The sequence below is a fragment of the Paenibacillus sp. J22P169 genome, from assembly GCF_059691995.1.
The window spans coordinates 1-18726 of record NZ_JCAUAO010000011.1; the positions used below are offsets into that span (position 1 = coordinate 1).

Sequence of the window (18726 nt, forward strand, 5' to 3'; positions counted from 1 at the left end):
GGTACTTTTGCTAAAAAATCTAAACCAAAGGTGAATGAAGGGAGGTGATACTATGCAAAAAAATTGGCAAAAACCAGAGTTAGAAACGCTTGATCTTAACATGACTATGGCTGGAAGTCCGAATCAACAATGGGATGCATCATTTACCGATCATAGTCTTGAAGTTCTTGGACCAAATCATAGCTAAGAACAGAATATAACATTAAAGGATTTATAGTAATTTATAGCCCTTATACGAGTCTCTGTATAAGGGCTTTACTACACATTCGCATAAGGGAAGATCAGGTTATTTAGGGGGATTTGCGGTGAAGCAGCTCTTACATTTTGCAAGAAAGCTACATGTGTTTGCAGGGAAGATTATATATATCAATATGATAGGCATGGTTCTGGTTAGTTTGCTAGATGGTGCAGGAGTCATACTCTTAATCCCGTTGATCAGTCTCAGTGGTGTACTTAGCATCAGTTCAGGTTCCGGTACTTTACAGCATATTTTTGGTTTTTTGCAGGATTTTCCTGCGAAATGGAGTTTACTCCTGCTGTTAGGTGCATACGCGGGGATGATCATCTCACAAACACTCATTCAACAAAATTTAAATCAACGAAATCTGCGTATTCTTATGGGGTTCACCAACCATATTCGTATGGAAACCTATCGCTCTTTACTGCAAGCGAATTGGGCTTTTTTTGTTAATAAGAGAAAATCGGATCTCATTAATTCCTTAACGGAAGAAATTTCACATCTTGTGAGAGGGACGAATCTCTTGCTTCAGCTACTGACATCTTTTATTTTCACAGCTATTCAACTGGGTATTGCCTTTTGGCTTTCACCAAAGATTACGGTATTCGTCTTAGCCGCTGGCGTTATTATAGCTTTGTTCTCAAGGCGTTTTATCAAGAAGTCAAAAGTGATTGGGAATGAGACTATTGAAATTGCACAAAGCTATCTAGGTGGAATTACCGACCAATTTAACGGGATTAAAGATATTAAAAGCAACTCTTTAGAAGCATCCCGCTATGCTTGGTTGCGGACGTGGTGCGAACGGGTTGTGGCTGAAAAACTCAAAATAAACAGATTAAAAAACACCTCAGAAACCTTCTACAAAATTACATCAACCTTGCTAATTGCCTCCCTTATTTACGTTTCAATCCAATTATTTAAGGCACAGCCCAGTCAACTCTTATTAATTGTGTTGATTTTCTCGCGATTATGGCCGCGATTTACAGGGATTCAATCCAGTTTGGAGCAAATCGCTTCTTGTATCCCAGCTGTGCAATCGATTCTTCGCTTGCAAGAGGATAGTAAGAATGCTAAGGAGTTTGAAGATGCGGAGAAGTCCGCTAAGCATATCGTGCCCATGGAGGTGAATCAAGGGATCGAATGTAAGCAGATTTATTTTCGTTATAATAAGCAAGAATCTACCTATCAGCTTGAAAATATCCAAGTGCATATTCCGGCTAACCAAACGACAGCCATTGTGGGACGTTCTGGTGCAGGGAAAAGCACATTGATTGATATCATTATGGGGCTTCTTCAGCCAGAGAAAGGTCAAATCTGTATCGACGGTACGCCATTAACCAGCGAAAACTTATTATCCTTTAGACAGGCTATTAGTTATGTTCCACAGGACCCTTTTCTATTTAATGGCAGCATTAGAGAGAACTTATTGATGATTAAGCCGCAAGCAACCGAAGAAGAAATCTGGGAGGCATTAGAATTTTCAATTTCTGCAGAATTTGTGAAACGTCTACCGCAAGGTTTGGATACGCTCATTGGGGACCGTGGTGTTAGACTTTCTGGTGGAGAACGGCAACGTCTTGTGCTGGCGAGAGCCATACTGCGTAAAACGTCCATCCTTGTTTTGGATGAAGCTTCCAGTGCGCTTGATACAGAGAATGAAGCGAAAATTCTAGCAGCGCTAGATCAGTTAAAAGGTAAAATGACCATTATCGTCATAGCTCATCGCCTTTCCACGATACGCAATGCGGATCAAGTGATTGTCGTTGATCAAGGAACCGTCGTCCAGAAAGGTAAGTTTAATCAACTGGCTAACGAGAAGAAAAGCTTGCTGAATCATTTGTTGGAGCAACAAGTTGTTGTTATGCCACATGGTTAGCGTGGGGGAACTTCGCGTAAGAGAGGAGCAAGGAAAGGTGAGTTATATGGTGGATACCGACTTTCGATTAGATGTGTCACAGTTTCCAAAAGAATTAAAGGTACTTCTCATGCTTCTAACCAGTGGACAACATGGAGGGGAATGTAACGCTATCCCGCAAGATTGGCTTGAGGAGCTGGATTGGAATTTGTTCCTTCAGCTAACCTTGCATCATCGGGTGTATCCTGATCTATACAGGAAACTCCAGAATAAGAAAGAATTCGGGGTACCGGTTTTTGTCTTAGAAGCTTTGCGTAAGCAATATCAGAAGAATGCCTTTCAAATGCTGCATTTGAGCGCCGAAATGGAGCAGTTAAGCAAGTCTTTTACAGCGCAGATGATTCGCTCCATCGTGTTGAAGGGGCCAGTACTAGCCGCTGATTTATATGGCGACCTCTCCCTTCGAACCTCTCGAGATTTAGATATTATGGTGCCTATCGATGATTTGGAGCGAGTTGAAGAGCTGCTAGTTAAGCTCAATTATGAGAAGATTGAATACCCGCTAACGATTCTTAATGATTGGAAATGGCGGCATCATCATATTACGTTCTACCATGCAGACAAATGCATTACGGTGGAAGTACATTGGCGCTTAGGGCCTGGCCCAGCGAAAGAACCGAGTTTTAATGAACTGTGGGATAGGAAAAGGATAAGCACGATCACGAGCAGTCCTGTCCACTATTTAGGGAGAGAGGATTTATTTTCGTTCTTGGCAACTCACGGCGCTCGGCATGGCTGGTCGCGTCTACGTTGGTTAGTCGATATGGATCGCATGCTGAGGCAAGATATAGATACGGCCATCCTGTTCAATCAACTCCAGACGAATGGTATCCTTCATATTGGAGCTCAAGCAATCACGTTAGCTGTGCATTTGTTGCAAACACCGCTAACCGAAGAACTGGGATTGCTCACCAAAGGGAATCGCGGAAGGCGTTTAGCCCAAGGGGCGATCTTCTACCTTCGTCAGATGATCAATCTCCATACCGATCCAGTTCCTGAGGATGTATCTAATTATCATAAACGTCATTTGTTCACGCTCATGTCGAATTGGAACAAAGTTTTGTTCGTTCTAAGTTTCATGTATCCCTATCCAGAAGATGTAGAAACCTTACCATTGCCGAAATTTGCACAGTTCCTGTACTTCCCTTTACGCCCGTTCCTATGGGCCTGGAGAAGGACGAAGAAGCAAACGGTCACAACTTGAGTAGGGAGAAAGTCTTATGTTGACACGTTCTCTATAAAGAACTATTATAAGAATATAGACAAATATCCAAGGAATTTCTGCCATGTAAATGTTCTCTATAAAGAAATTCAAGCAAATACTTATTCTCTATCGAGGAGATCCTGATATGACTATTCCTAAGATTATTCACTATTGCTGGTTTGGCGGGAGAGAGAAGCCAGACATAGTAAGACGATGTATAGCAAGCTGGCAGCAGCATCTCTCTAACTATCAATTCATCGAGTGGAATGAGAGGAATTTTGATATCTACTGTCATCCCTACGTAAGTGAGGCGTATGCTGCTGGCAAATTTGCGTTCGTTAGTGATTACGCGAGAGCTCACGCTCTCTATCACGTTGGTGGCATTTATTTAGATACCGATGTGGAGGTTTTCCAATCCTTCGATGACCTTCTGCATCACGAATCGTTCTGGGGTTTTGAACAAGAGAACTACATTGCTACGAGTACGATCGGCGCCAGGAAAGGAAATAAGCTTATCCGCGACTTTCTAGCGTTATATGCAGACATAAAGTTTATTAATAATGATGGGACTTATAATGATCTAACGAATGTAGCAATGATTACTGAAATACTTAAAAGCAGAGGTCTCAAATTGAATGGTGAGTACCAGGTCATAGATGGAGAAGGTGTATTTTACCCTCAGACATATTTCTCCCCTTACGATTATATTAACTGTCGGAAATTTATCTCAAATAACACCTACGCCATGCATCATTTTTATAAGAGTTGGTTGCCGCCTTCAGCTAGGCTAAAGGGTAATATTAAGTTAACATTATCGAAAATTATTGGCGGAGATAATATCGCTAGACTAAGGTCACTTTTACTTAAATAGTTGGGGGGATATCGAATCATGACACTCCAAGTTGTATATTCAAGTGATAATAATTATGCACAACATGTAGGCGTATCTATGTTATCACTCTTTGAAAACAACACAGAATTTAAGGACATTCATGTTAATCTAATCGAAAATAATATCTCAGTAGAGAATAAAAAAAAACTTGAAGAAGTTTGCAGAAAATATAACCGCGGAATTACATTTATTGGATTTGAGGAAATTTCAAATAAATTAAGACTGAATATTGGAAATGCGATTCCTTTGGCGGCATATGCCAGATTATTTTTACCAAGTGCGCTAGAAAGTAATATTGATAAGGTTATTTATTTGGATAGTGATTCCATAATTAATAATTCTCTTTACGATTTATGGCGTACGGACATAAGCGAATATTATGTTGCTGGTGTCTGTGATACGGTGAGCGATCATACAAAAATGAAAATTAACATGAATGCAAAGAGCCCATACATAAATTCTGGCATGCTTTTAATTAACCTTAGTAAATGGAGAGAAGAGGGTATAGAAAGAAAATTTGTTGACTTTATCGCTGCATATGATGGTCAAGTATTTCACCATGATCAAGGAGTCATAAACGGTGTATTGAATCAAAAGTTCTTACTACTCCATCCAAAATACAATGCAATGACTACATACTTTACTATGAGTAGATCTGAGATTATGGCGTATTATGGCCTGAAATCCTACTATAATGAATCTGAATTAATCGAAGCCATAAACAAACCGGTGTTTATTCACTTTACTCCCGCCTTTGTAAATCGGCCATGGATAAAGGGATGTAAGCATCCTTTAGCAATAGTATATAAAGAATATCTAGAGATGAGCCCATGGAGGGGGAAAAGTCTTGACGAGGATAAAAGGAGGTTAATTGAGAAAATTGTATCCAGTTTATATAATCATCTACCGTTTAGGATGGCTCAAGGGATACGAAAGTTAATATTTAAATGAACGAATGAAGATCGGGAGATGTTTATGAAAAAGAAAATACTTATAAGTATGTCTTCGTTACATATTGGTGGAGCTGAACGAAGCTTAATAGGCTTGTTAGAAAGTCTAGATTATACAAAGTGTGAAATTGATTTGTTCTTATACAGACATGAAGGAGAGTTTCTAAAATATATTCCAAGTGAAGTAAAATTGCTTCCAGCGATCAAAGAATATACTACTTTTGAACGACCAGTAAAAGATATTATTAAAGAAGGACACATTTATTTAGGAGTCATCCGGCTTCTAGCTAAAATAAAGGCTGCGATTAAAAATAAAGGAGCCCAGAAAGAGCAAAGAACCTATAAACAAATGCAATATACATGGGATTACTCAATGCCCAAATTACCGAAATTAGAAAAACACTATGACGTAGCGATAAGCTTCTTGGGTCCACACAACTTTATTCTGGATAAGGTGAGAGCGAATATCAAATTGGGTTGGAACCATACAGACTATTTTGCACTCGTAAATCCCGATAAAAAACTGGATGAAAAAATGTGGAGTAGACTTGATTATATCGTCAATGTGTCTAATGACTGTGAGAAGTCGTTTTTAAAAGTATTTCCCAAACTTAATAGTAAGGTAATTGTACTAGAGAACATTATATCCGCATCTTTTGTACGGGAACAATCGCAGGAAAACATATATGGTGAAATGTCTGAAGATGGGTCAATTAAAATTTGCTCAGTTGGCAGATATACGAATTGTAAGGGATTTGATTTAGCCATACTTGCGTGTAAAAGATTAGTACAGTTAGGCTATAACATCACCTGGTATATTATCGGATACGGCACAGAAGAAGATAATTTAAAGCGATTGATTAAAGAAAACAATATGGAGGATAGATTTATTCTATTAGGCAAGAAGATAAACCCATATCCATACATTAAAAATTGTGATATTTATTGTCAACCGTCAAGAAATGAAGGTAAAGCAGTAACAGTTAGAGAGGCCCAGATACTAGCAATGCCCGTTCTCATAACGAATTATCCTACTGCAAATAGTCAACTTGAGAATGGGTTTGATGGGTATATTTGTGAGGCGTCAATAAAAGGGATAACAGACGGAATAGAACATTTATTAAAGGATTCTGAGTTAAAAAGAAGGTTATCTGATAATTGTAAGAGCAGGGATTATAGCAATAGTAATGAAGTGGACAAACTTTATAGTTTGATTAGTTGAATTCAACGAAAGTATGGAGGTACTTATGGCTCCGATTGTAAGTGTTATAGTACCAGTGTATAACTGTGAGAAGTACATTTCAATTTGCTTAGACAGTATTTTAAATCAAACCTACACGAATATAGAAATTGTTATTATTAATGACGGATCGAGAGATGGCAGTGAAAAGATAATAAAGCAATATCAAGAAAGAGATAACCGGATTGTCTATTTACACCAAAATAACAGTGGTCCATCAGCAGCTCGAAATAAGGGGATACTAAATTCAAGTGGTGAATATGTAGTTTTTATTGATTCGGATGATAGCGTTCATGAACTTTATATTGAGAATATGTTAAATAGAATGATTAATTCCTATTCCGATTTAGTTTGTTGTGGATATAGAGATATATCTGTTTCTAGAGTAATGGATTACACGGATTTTCAGTTTGATACGGGTGTCTCCTTATATGATTTTATGAATATGGCTTGTAAAGGTACGGGAGGAGTTCTATGGGGGAAGATATTTAAAGCAGAAATAATAAAAAAGCATAATCTTGAAATGGATATAAATATCTTTATGTCCGAGGATTTAATATTTGTTCTGCAATACGCATCACATTGTAAGTCTTTCGACGCCATAACGGAGTGTTTATATAATTACAATAGACTTAATGAGAATAGTATAAGCTCTAACTTCTCAATGAATTATTTGGAAAATTACTTTTTAGTTTGCGAACATATGGAAAATATATTTAAGTCAGTTAACTTCGGAGAAGAAGAAACAAACCAAATCATTACAAAAATAATTCAAGATGTTGTTATGGACTTAGTAGAACAACAAAGTATGAATATTAAAATTATTGGAATACAAAATGCCATGCATTCCGTAAAGCAGCTAGTCACATCACCATATATCGAGAAGTATAAATATCAATTCTCCACTAGTGTTTCGATGTATAAGCCTTATGTATTTTTTGTTAAAAATAAGTATATCATTGCCTGTATTGCCTATGGAATTATATTAAATATGTTAAGAAGCATTAAAAGGAGAAAAGATGGAGGGAGGTTATTAAGGTATGAGCAAGATGAAACTCCTATTTGTTATTGATTCGCTTATTATCGGTGGTGCAGAAAAAAGTTTGTTATCTTTATTAAGCATGATCGATTCATCAAAATATGAAATAGATCTATTGCTTTTTAAAAAAGGTATGGAACTTGAAAAATTCATCCCCAGTTATGTAAGTGTATTACCTGTTCCGGAGTATTTTAGATTTATAAATAAGGAACAAATTTCTTTTAATAATAAAATTCGCTACTTTTTTTATAGGATCAGAACTTCTGCAAATTTGAGATTTAACAAATATAAAAATAAACCTATACATAGTGAACAAGTAGTGTTCAAGAGCATAAAAAGAATTATTAATTCCTCACCCAAAAAGTATGACGTAGCTATTGCATATAATCAGGGTATGCCAACATACTTTGTTGCGAATAAAGTTGCAGCTAATAAAAAGTTAGCCTGGATTAACACAGACTATGTGAATACGGAATATGACAAAGAAATTGATTACGAATCGTATAAGAAAATAAATAAGATTATTGCAGTATCGCAATATCTTAAAGAGTCGATATCACAGATAAAAGAAGAATATAATAATAAGGTGGATACAATTTTAGATATATTAAACCCAGATGTGATTAATACAATGGCAGAAGAACATCAAATTGAAGAGTTTGATGGATCGGTAATCAATATATTAACAGTAGGAAGATTAGTAGCCGTAAAATCATATGATACTGCTATTGAGGTAGCTAAATTATTAAAACAGTCAGGATATAACTTCAAATGGTTTGTAATTGGTGAAGGTCCCGAGAGGAAAAACCTACTGGAACTCATAACCAAATATAATTTGAAAGATTACTTCATTTTGCTCGGAAAGAAACAGAACCCATACCCATATATGAAGAACTGTGACTTATATGTACAAACATCGATAAAAGAGGGATTTGGGCTAACTGTCTGTGAAGCTAAAATACTCAAGAGGCCTATAGTATGTACGAATTTTCCAACTGCAAAAGAGATAATAAATAATAACGAAGATGGGCTAATTGTTGAGCATGGTGTAAATGATCTGTATGTAGGCATCAAAAGATATTTAGATGATCATATTTTTAAAAATATGATCATGAGAAAGCTTAATTCTATTGAGCAATACAGTTCAGTGGATCAATTACACAAGTTCTATAAAATAATTGAAAAAAAAGAGAGTATGGGGATATCATGAACATTTTTGTGGATATTTATTTAGCATTCAATCTAGGGGACGATTTGTTTTTAGATATTCTTGCAAAGAAATATCCCAATTGCGACTTTACACTAAATTATGTGGGGAAAGATTATGATCAATTTATCTCACAATATAACAATGTAAAGCGAAGGGAATATTCCATATTTGATAAGATCGAACGAAGACTCAAATTATCAGATACGATTACTGATTATGAAAAACTGGCACGGGAGCATGACGCATTGATTTTTATAGGTGGATCGATCTTTAGAGAAGAGGGATATCACCATACATTGTATAGTGATAGGAAGAAAATGGTATTGGAATTCAAGAAATTTAACAAGCAGGTATTTATACTTGGTGCAAACTTCGGGCCATTTTATTCTGAAGAATATTTTAATGATTATAAAGAGTTATTTAAAGTATGTGATGATATTTGTTTTAGGGATGTATACTCCTATGAATTATTCAAGAATTTACCAAACGTAAGATATGCGCCAGATATTGTATTTCAAATGAATGTAGATGATTATAAGGCAACATCAACGAAAGAACGAGTTGGTTATTCGATCATAGATGTTAGACATAAGCAGGGACTTTCCAAATACTATGATGACTATATTACTAGTACTGTAAATTCAATAGAACTCATGGTAAGTAAGGGATATGAGTGTTGCCTAATGTCTTTTTGTAAAGAGGAAGGCGATCTTGGATTAATTGGTGTAATTCAATCTTATCTCTCTCCCAAAGCACTCAGAAAAACCTCTGTTTATGATTACAAAGGAAATTTGAATGAAGGCATTCAATTAATGGCTTCATGTAAGTTGATGGTGGCTGCAAGATTCCATGCAAATATACTAGCGCTTCTGTTAGGTGTTGGAGTCATGCCAATTATTTATAGTTCTAAAACTACACATATGTTCAAAGATATTAACTTTAATGGTCAGCTTATTAATATGTCAGAAATTCATTTGCAGTATGATGATCAGAATGTACAAAGATCCTTCCGAAATAAAGTTGACTTAGCTTCTGTTACCTATGAAGCAAAGAATCAATTTGAAAAATTGACCCATTTTATTAGTGTAGGGTAATTAGTAGGAGGAATATGAAAAAAAAAATAGTTTTTATGATGATAAATATGAATGTGGGAGGAACTGAAAAAGCTTTACTTAATTTGCTCTCAGTGATTCCAATGGATCAATATGAAATTACAATATTAATGTTGGAAGAGTTTGGAGGGTTTTTAAGTTCGATCCCTAAAGAAGTTCATATTGAATATTTGGATGGATATAGGAAGATAAAAGATATGTTGAATAATCCTCCTCAAAGAACGGCACTAGACTTACTTAAGAAGGGGGAGATTATAAAAGCTTTTAATATCATTTTCATCCATAGGATATGTAAGGTAATTAAAAATAGACATCTCTTCTTTAGTTATGTCTTAAAGAATCATCCTTCAATTATTAATCACTACGATGCCGCGGTAGCTTATGCGGGTCCTATGGAATTCATCAGCTATTTTGTATTACATAAAATAAAAGCCAAGAAAAAAATTCAATGGGTACATTTTGACGTATCGAAAATAGGATTTGATCCCAAGTATGAGTCTAGAATGTTCAATAAATTCGATAAAATTTGTGTCGTATCCAATGAGGGGAAAAATAAATTGATTAATATGATCCCTACAATAACCGAGAAAACAGATGTCTTATCAAACATAGTATCATCTGAGTTAATTTGTCGACTAGCGGAAGAAGGGACTGGGTTTTACGATTGCTTTGATGGTCTAAGGATACTGACGGTTGGAAGATTGACATCCGAAAAAGGCCAGGATTTGGCTATACGGGTAATGGCAAGATTAATTGAAGATGGATATAAAGTGAAGTGGTATTGTGTTGGGGAAGGGAATTCGAGGGAGAAGTACGAAGCATTAGTTGCGGAGTATGACTTAAAGGACAAATTCATATTCTTAGGCGCTGATCCAAATCCTTATTCTTACATAAAGCAGTGTGATATTTACGTGCAGCCATCAAGACATGAAGGATTTTGCATAACACTTGCTGAGGCAAGGAGTTTAAAAAGGCCAATTGTAACTACTGATTTTACAGGAGCAAAAGAGCAGATAAAGGATGGAGAAACAGGACTTATTGTAAAGTTCGATGAAAATGAGATGTATAAAGCAATAGTGAATTTAATAACCAATAAGGATTTATGTGAAATGTTTTCCGGTAATCTGGATACAGAAAACTTTGACAATAGACTAGAAATTGATAAACTACAAATGCTTCTATGAGGTAATTACTGGTGTAGAGGCCCAATCAGCCCATGCTTAGCTATGTTTTGATAAGAAAGGTAGTCACTGTATGAAAAGTCAACTAAAAGCAGGTGCAGTTTTATCGTACGTAGCGATGTTTGTTAACAGTGCAATATCAATCCTGTATACACCAATAATGTTACACCAGCTAGGGCAATCTGAATATGGCTTATACAGTTTGGCTACCTCAGTTATGGCTTATTTAGGAGTGTTAGATTTTGGATTAGGTAGTGCTGTAATTAGATATACAGCACATTATAAAGCTCTTAAACAAGAAGAAAAATGCTCGAATTTATACGGAATGTTTTGTGCCATGTATGGTGTTTTAGGAGTTTTAGCAATAATATTCGGTAGTATATTAATATTTACATCGCAACACTATTTTTCAAGCACATTAAGTATCAATGATATCCACGCATTAAAAATTTTAATGGGTATTATGGTGATTAACTTATCTATGGGTGTGGGTTTTGGCCTTTTTAGTGTTCTAATCATAGCACATGAAAGATTTATTATTCAAAAAACAATTGGCATAGTAGTTTCTATTATTAATCCCCTAATAATGTTACCACTTCTATTAATGGGATATGGATCTATTTCAATGGTAATAGTAACAGCAACTTTTAATGTATTAATAATTTCAATCAATATCTATTATTGTTTTAGAGTTATTAAAATAAAAATCACATTTAAAAAATTCGAGATAAGATTATTAAAAGAAATATTATCATTTTCATCATTAATATTTTTGAACTTATTGATTGATAAAATATATTGGTCCACAGATCAAGTTATTCTGGGTATTTTTAGCGGGACAATTGCAGTTTCGATTTATTCAATAGGTGCATCTTTTTCTGGGTACTTTTCAGCATTTTCAGCGGCAATATCCAATGTGTTTCTAAGTAAAGTTACAGGAATGGTGACGAATGAGGTTTCTGATAAAGAAATATCAGATTTGTTTATTAGGATAGGAAGAATTCAGTACATTGTCATCTCGTTTGCTTTAAGTGGATTTATTACTTTTGGACAAGAGTTTATTAATTTGTGGGTTGGAACAAGTTACCGAAGTTCTTTTACCATAGCCTTATTGATACTAATTCCGATGATCATACCTCTCATTCAGGGTATGGGAGGAATCATACTTCAAGCCAAAAATATGTATAAATTTAAAACTATAGTTTATATGGTTATAGCTCTAGCTAATGTATTACTAAGTATACTTTTCGCACAATGGTGGGGCGCAATTGGATGTGCCCTTGCAACTGCAATAGCATTTACTACAGGAAATATAATTATTATGAACATATATTACTGGAAGAAGATAAAAATAGATATTCCAAGTTTTTGGAAGAATATTTTTAATATGAGTGGACCCTTATTCGTAAGTTTTATATTTGGAGTTACAATAAATAGATTTATACATGCCGATAATTGGATATTATTTTTGATGAAGACAAGTATGTTTTCAATTTTATTTATTATTTTGATGTGGTTTACCTCAATGAATAAATATGAAAAGGATCTTTTTAAAGAACCTATGAAAAATGTATTGCTTCGATTTAGAAAGCGAAAATTGGTCGAAATTGAAATTAAGTGAATTGTTGTGATGTTACAAATTGGGGGTTCCTAATGCTAAAATCATTGACATCTTTTAGGTTTGTAGCAGCTATGATGGTGTATATTTATCACAGTGTTGGTATATTTAAGAACTACCAATTTGGATATGTAGGAGTATCATTTTTCTTCGTTTTATCTGGGTTTATATTAGCATACAATTACCATTCGAAGTTTACAGAATTAAACAAATATTCAGTGAAAAGTTTCTATATCGCAAGATTAGCAAAGGTGTATCCTGTCCATTTATTAACACTTGCTTTATCTATACCATACGTATTATTAATCTACCCAAAATCCTTTACCTCAGATTTATTTGGCGGTTTTTTTGCCAACTTATTTATGATACACAGTTTTATTCCCTCGCCCTTTGGCGCTGCTCCTTATGCTTTTAATCTAGTTTCATGGAGTTTGTCTGATGAGATATTTTTTTATCTTGTGTTTCCTTTTATAATTTACATGCTGATAAAATTGAAGATAAATACAGGTGTATTAAAAAAAATATTAATAACAATCTTTATCTTCATAGGTTTTGTCAGCGTTGCAACTTTGTCTTCACTATTAAGAGAAGCGAAAATGGACGATTGGTACTTTTATGTTTTCCCATTGTTCAGATCAATGGATTTTATTATGGGGATTTTGATTGGATTGATTTTTGTTTCAAAAAGAAGACCAATCAGGACTCTAAATAAGTCGATGTTTAGTTTTTTGGAATTATTTTCCCTGATTTTGTTTGTCGGTTGGATTATCCTCTCGCCACATGTTAGTCAAGTATTTAGATTCAGCATTTACTATATTCCTATGTGGTGTATCTTAATTTATATTTTTGCGTTCCAAGGCGGAATTGTATCAAAAGTGCTATCCAATAAATGGCTCGTATTTTTAGGTGAGATTAGCTTTTCATTCTATATGATTCATTTATTAATAATTAATTATGTAGGTATATTTCCCATGGGAAGTTTATTGAATCATATTATTTCTTTCTTTGGCTCCATTCTCTTAAGTGCTGGAATTTATCTTATGTATGAAGAGCCACTAAGAAAGAGAATTCGTTTTGGTGCAAAGAAAAAGGAAATAATACTTCGTGAAGGTTCTGCAATTGCAATAAAAGTATAAATTCAAAGTTTTGATTCAACTACGATTGTATTGGAAAGTCTAAAGATAGAAAGAGTCATCTTTAATTGGCGAACGACTGAGGTCTCTGAGCAGCGAATAGACGAGCTTAGGATAGAAAGTCAAATCATACCGAGGGAGCGGAATGATTCTTACTTCTATCTATGATACGGTTCACCGAACCGTACCCAAACGCAAAGTATCATTTGACCATAAATTATACATTATTGCTATATCTAATAAACCACTCCTAAAGTTGGAGTGGTTTATTAGATATAGTTATTATTTTATTGGCGCCATCGTTCTTCGTTATTCGACTTTTTGACTACCCTTAAATTTATTAATGTGCAACTTTTATAAGCTTGTTCATAACAAACAAATCTTGTCCAAGCATTAACATTAGGACTATTAACTTGAAAGACAGCCTACCTTTAAAATTATTCTTCTCAGAAACCATAAAATTTGAACACTCTTTATTAAACAATATCTGCATACAATATTTTCTGAAAAGTTTGTTTTTAGACGTAGACTTTATACAACTTACTACATATTCTTTGTCTTTTGAAGACCTCAGATGATTTAATGCTGTAGCAAATTGAGAATAAAAGACAACTGGGGCAAGATTAGTAACATTATTTTTCTTTATGTATTCTTCGTATTTACTCACTAATTGAGTTGCATTAAAAATTACATTTGCAGGTACACGACTTAGTGAGCCTGCTCTTTGATAGTAATTAATTAATTCCCTTGACGTTGTATTGATAATATTCGTATGACTTAAGTAAATTAGATTAAATAAAAGATCTTCTCCAAAACTAATTTGTGGATCAAAACTTATTCCGTACCGTTTTATTAAATCATTCCTATACAATTTATTCCAAACAGAAAATGAATGTTTAAACTGTAGAAAACTTATTAAATATTTAGAAATACCAATTTGATCAAACTTAATTAACTCTTCAACCATTTTATGTCTAACTATTCTTCCATTTTCAAATACACTTCGATAGCCGCAGACTACCATATCACTATTATGGTCAATAGCTTTTTTAACTAAAACTTCAAGAAAATTAGAATCAACCCAATCATCTGCATCAATGAAACTAATATACCTACCAGTAGCAATGTCAATCCCTGAGTTCCTAGCTATTGATACTCCACCATTATTTTTATGAATCACTTTTATTCTGTTGTCTTTTCCTTCATACACTTTACATATTTCACTAGATCTATCCAATGAACCGTCATTAACCAAAATAATTTCAATATCTTGGAAAGTTTGACTAATAAGAGAATCTAAACATCTTTCTAAATATTCTTCAACATTATAGACTGGAATAATTACACTAACAAGTGGCATGGTTTTTCCCCTCTGATAATATTTTCTCATGTTATACTAGATAAAAACAGTTAAAGGCTCACTAAGATCTCTATGATTTCGATCTATTTTAATTATACAATAAGTTCTTTATTAAGAACAACTATTTTTAGTTTTTCCTTAACTGGAACGATAGTTGCTTTTAGTCAACAAACATAATGTACTCAGATTTGGGTTGGACACCTCTTCTTATTGCAGCTGCATTTTAAATAGGCACCACAACGCTGACTTTACTCATGGATTGAATTTTCCCCTTTTATAAATCTTATTTACTATTGATGAGATTTCGTTCTTTATAAAGAATTAAACTGAGATATTACTGCTTTACAAGCAAAAAATATAGATATTCTATTTCTATGGATTTTACAAGGGAAGTTAATTCTATTGATAATGTAAGTCAGCCCTCGCATATTTATTTTTAAGGAATATATTAGAACAAATGAGATTAGTTGGAGGTGTATGATATGGCAAAAATCCAAGTCACAACCGAATTAAAAGCAAATTTGCCCATTTTAAGCGTAGGCGAATTTGGATTCTGCTCAGATACTGGTGAGTTATTTATTGGCTCACAAGGTGGAAATGTTCAACTTGGTACAATGAATGATATAGGAATTAAATCGAGTCAGTTAGATAATACAAATAGGACTGAAGGAAAAATTCTTGCAGTTGATTCAACCGGAAAGCTCTCATTTGTAGATAAACCCACTAGTGTAACGAGTCTCGATGAATTAAGTGATGTTGACCTAACTACCTCCTCACCAGTTGGTGGAGATATTTTAAAGTTTGCAAATGGGGTCTGGAAAACTGCAAGTCTAGCTGGAGCTGGAACTAGTCCAACCACCAGCAGTACAATCTATTTTGTTGAGCTTGAACGCTGGGGAATTAAACATGATGGGACCAATGCAATAAACACTACACAAGGTTTAAATAATGCCATTTCATGGGCAAAAGATAATAGTATTAACCAGATCATTTTGCCGAAAGGTAGCTATCTTATAGATAAAAATTCTTCAGTCAATCTATGTAGCGACACTATGTATATGTTTTATGGGTGCACATTTATTAAAGAATCTAATAGTTTTACAGGATATAATATATTGGTGTGTGACAGTGTATCTAACGTGTTAATTCAAGGCGCAACACTAAAAGGTGATAGAGAAACTCATGATTACTCAAGTAGTGGCACACATGAATGGGGTTATGGGATTGAATGCAGAAATGCATGTTACAACATCATAATTAAAGACTGTGATGTGCGTGAATGTACTGGGGATGGACTGGTGACATCTATGGATTTTTCCGCAATAGGTGGAGCACAATTTCCAGGCCATTTTGGAAAAGGAGATATTGATAATCAAGGGAATCTAGATAGCACGAAAACTAATTATACCACAGTAACCAAATATTTCGATGTAACTGGAGAAGTTGTCAAATCTGTTGGTTATTTTTATTATTCTGGTGATGGATATGGTGGATATGGTACGGGAAGTAACCTTAATAAAACGGTCATAAAGGTTCACTTTTACAAAGCAGATGGTTTATATTTAGGCTATAAAAATACAAGGTCTTATGAATTTATTTATTTAGATTCATTACCTATCGGCACGACCCAAGTGAGATTCTCATTCCTTCAAAATTACGATTTAATGGATAATAACTTGCATTATGTAATGTGCGCTAAAATTCCGCAATATATATATTTTGTTAATTGCAAATCGCATAAAAATAGACGACTTGGCGCTTCAGTTAACGGAGGAAGATTTGTTAATTTTGAGAGTTGTGAAATTTATGATAATAGTAATCCGATGAGTATTTCTAATGGTACTGAACCGGGATATGGCATTGATATTGAAGATGGATATATGGCCAATCAAAAAATAACGTTAAGAAACTGCAATATTTATGATAATAGAGCAGGAGCATTTGTATGTGTTAGTACAAGAGGAGTTTATTTAGAAAATAATAAAATTAGAGGAAATGTCAATCTAAGTGGAAGTGGAGATGATTATTTTTCTCTAAATAATATGTACTATGGAGATATTACAGGCAGATCAATTACAAGTGGGGTTGAAAAGGATGGAACGTTTTGCACATTTCGAAATGATTCGGTATTTAATGGAGATTGTAATATAAATGCTGGAAATACTACATTAGAAAATTGTGTTTTTTCAAAAAGCAGCCTTTTATTAGGTGGTGAAACAGCAAAAGTAATTAATTGTAAGCTTACATTTGATGATCCTATCAGACAAGCAATTCGCTTCGCAAGTAAAAATGTAGAAGTTTATCATTCTTTATTTGATATTAGAAGAAGTGGTCCATGGGACGCAGGTTATAATTATAGTGAAAATGTATTATTTTCAAATGTAAAATTCACAACAAATTTTCCAGGCGGATCGTATGCCGGTGGAAATTATGTAGGTAGTAAGAATTTAGTGGTTGCGAACTGTGAATTCATTCATTTAGGTACGAATACAAATTATAGCTCTATGACTGCATCAGAGTCTATGTTAATTGAAAATTCGACATTTAAAAATCATGTATTTAGAATAGAAGGTGGTGGCCTATTTTCTTCAGAGAAGTTAGCTGCTGATCCAGGTTATATTACGCATACCTTCAGAAATAACAATATTATTTGGGACGCGCCTTATAGTTCAGCAGTCCATGAAACCAGAGGTCCCGGGGTTTCCTTCAGTTATATACCGAGGTTAGAAGTTAGCAACAACAAAATTCGTGTTATAGATCAAGGTGTTGATTTAGGCTCCATGCACACCTTACGAGTATTCACTGAAAATCATCTAACGCTAGCAAATAATACGATCGTAACATCAAATAATTCGGGTAATGCTACGAAGGGGAATATTACAATTGAAGGTGCTTATAGAATGGCAGGTTCAACGATTCCAAAACCTAAATCGACCGTAATTTCACAAAGTAATAATCAAATGAACTCAAATATCCTATTTACAAATAACGTTTTATCTCAATTGGAAAAAAATATATTTGGTAGCGATCTAATACCGATATACGCAACATCTGCACCTAATTTTGGTAACTACAGTATTGGTCAACAGGTGTATAACACCGCACCAGCTGCTGGAGGATATGTTGGATGGGTATGCACAGTTCCTGGTACTGCAAATAATAATGCTTGGACAGCGAACAAAGTCTACTCAGTGAATGATTTAGTTAATACGAATGGAAAAGTTTACAAGAGTACTGTGGGTGGAAATAGTGGAACATCAGCCCCATCACATACATCTGGTACAATAACATATGGCAGTGTGACTTGGATGTATGTAAATGTATTGGCGATATTCAAACCGTTTGGAGCAATTACAAATTAGAGCGTATGTTAAATAATATAAGTTGACATGTTCTTTATAAAGAACTACAATAATGATAAGTCAACACAGCTGAATTCCAGCTATTTTTTTTTATGAGAATGTTCTTTATAAAGAATAATTAAGGGGAATATCGTTCTTTATAATGTGTTTAAAGCGGAGATGAACAATATAGTTCTTTATAAAGAACGTGTTGTTATTTGATAAATCCCGGTGATGCCTCCTTACCGTTATCAATGGATGCACTCGATCATGCTGTGGGTTGATAAGACCTT

Annotated in this window: 14 protein-coding genes; 13 read left to right on the forward strand and 1 reads right to left on the reverse strand. The window is 34.4% G+C overall.

Features of this window, described 5'->3' with window-relative positions:
• The first annotated feature begins 52 nt into the window (after nt 1-52).
• The 12 genes from AC58QG_RS30885 to AC58QG_RS30940 all read left to right on the forward strand — a co-directional run bounded on the left by AC58QG_RS30885 (nt 53) and on the right by AC58QG_RS30940 (nt 13735).
• Nucleotides 53-187, forward strand: coding sequence for a paeninodin family lasso peptide (locus AC58QG_RS30885; RefSeq protein ID WP_497364354.1), 135 nt, complete (start codon nt 53-55; stop codon nt 185-187).
• A 118-nt stretch (nt 188-305) separates the two neighbouring features.
• Complete coding sequence (locus AC58QG_RS30890; RefSeq protein ID WP_497365881.1) at nt 306-2114, forward strand: ABC transporter ATP-binding protein; 1809 nt, start codon at nt 306-308, stop codon at nt 2112-2114.
• A gap of 49 nt (nt 2115-2163) precedes the next feature.
• The gene (locus AC58QG_RS30895) at nt 2164-3357 is read left to right on the forward strand and encodes a nucleotidyltransferase domain-containing protein (RefSeq protein ID WP_497366022.1); all 1194 of its coding nucleotides are present in this window, start codon (nt 2164-2166) and stop codon (nt 3355-3357) included.
• 145 nt (nt 3358-3502) lie between these two features.
• Entirely contained in the window at nt 3503-4228 is a 726-nt protein-coding gene (locus tag AC58QG_RS30900) for a glycosyltransferase family 32 protein (RefSeq protein WP_497365882.1), read from the forward strand.
• An 18-nt stretch (nt 4229-4246) separates the two neighbouring features.
• The gene (locus AC58QG_RS30905) at nt 4247-5200 is read left to right on the forward strand and encodes a glycosyltransferase family 8 protein (protein ID WP_497365883.1); all 954 of its coding nucleotides are present in this window, start codon (nt 4247-4249) and stop codon (nt 5198-5200) included.
• 24 nt (nt 5201-5224) lie between these two features.
• A complete protein-coding gene (locus tag AC58QG_RS30910) occupies nt 5225-6421 on the forward strand; it encodes a glycosyltransferase (protein WP_497365884.1) in 1197 nt (398 codons plus the stop codon).
• 25 nt (nt 6422-6446) lie between these two features.
• Complete coding sequence (locus AC58QG_RS30915) at nt 6447-7511, forward strand: glycosyltransferase family 2 protein (RefSeq protein ID WP_497365885.1); 1065 nt, start codon at nt 6447-6449, stop codon at nt 7509-7511.
• Nucleotides 7480-8688, forward strand: coding sequence for a glycosyltransferase (locus tag AC58QG_RS30920; protein ID WP_497365886.1), 1209 nt, complete (start codon nt 7480-7482; stop codon nt 8686-8688). Before AC58QG_RS30915 ends, AC58QG_RS30920 begins: the two co-directional genes overlap by 32 nt.
• The gene (locus AC58QG_RS30925) at nt 8685-9782 is read left to right on the forward strand and encodes a polysaccharide pyruvyl transferase family protein (protein WP_497365887.1); all 1098 of its coding nucleotides are present in this window, start codon (nt 8685-8687) and stop codon (nt 9780-9782) included. Before AC58QG_RS30920 ends, AC58QG_RS30925 begins: the two co-directional genes overlap by 4 nt.
• 14 nt (nt 9783-9796) lie before the next feature.
• Nucleotides 9797-10984: a glycosyltransferase gene (locus AC58QG_RS30930; protein WP_497365888.1), complete on the forward strand. Its 1188-nt coding sequence runs from the start codon at nt 9797-9799 to the stop codon at nt 10982-10984.
• A 70-nt stretch (nt 10985-11054) separates the two neighbouring features.
• Nucleotides 11055-12602 (forward strand): lipopolysaccharide biosynthesis protein, encoded by a 1548-nt coding sequence (locus AC58QG_RS30935; RefSeq protein WP_497365889.1) that lies wholly within the window; start codon nt 11055-11057, stop codon nt 12600-12602.
• Nucleotides 12603-12634: 32 nt separating this feature from the next.
• Nucleotides 12635-13735: an acyltransferase family protein gene (locus AC58QG_RS30940; RefSeq protein WP_497365890.1), complete on the forward strand. Its 1101-nt coding sequence runs from the start codon at nt 12635-12637 to the stop codon at nt 13733-13735.
• Between the two features lie 337 nt (nt 13736-14072).
• On the opposite strand, the gene AC58QG_RS30945 is transcribed toward AC58QG_RS30940, so the two are convergent.
• Nucleotides 14073-15092, reverse strand: a complete 1020-nt coding sequence (locus tag AC58QG_RS30945) for a glycosyltransferase family 2 protein (protein ID WP_497365891.1) — start codon at nt 15090-15092, stop codon at nt 14073-14075.
• Between the two features lie 482 nt (nt 15093-15574).
• On the opposite strand from AC58QG_RS30945, the gene AC58QG_RS30950 reads away from it, so the two are divergent.
• Nucleotides 15575-18454, forward strand: coding sequence for a right-handed parallel beta-helix repeat-containing protein (locus AC58QG_RS30950; protein ID WP_497365892.1), 2880 nt, complete (start codon nt 15575-15577; stop codon nt 18452-18454).
• The last annotated feature ends 272 nt before the right edge of the window (nt 18455-18726 follow it).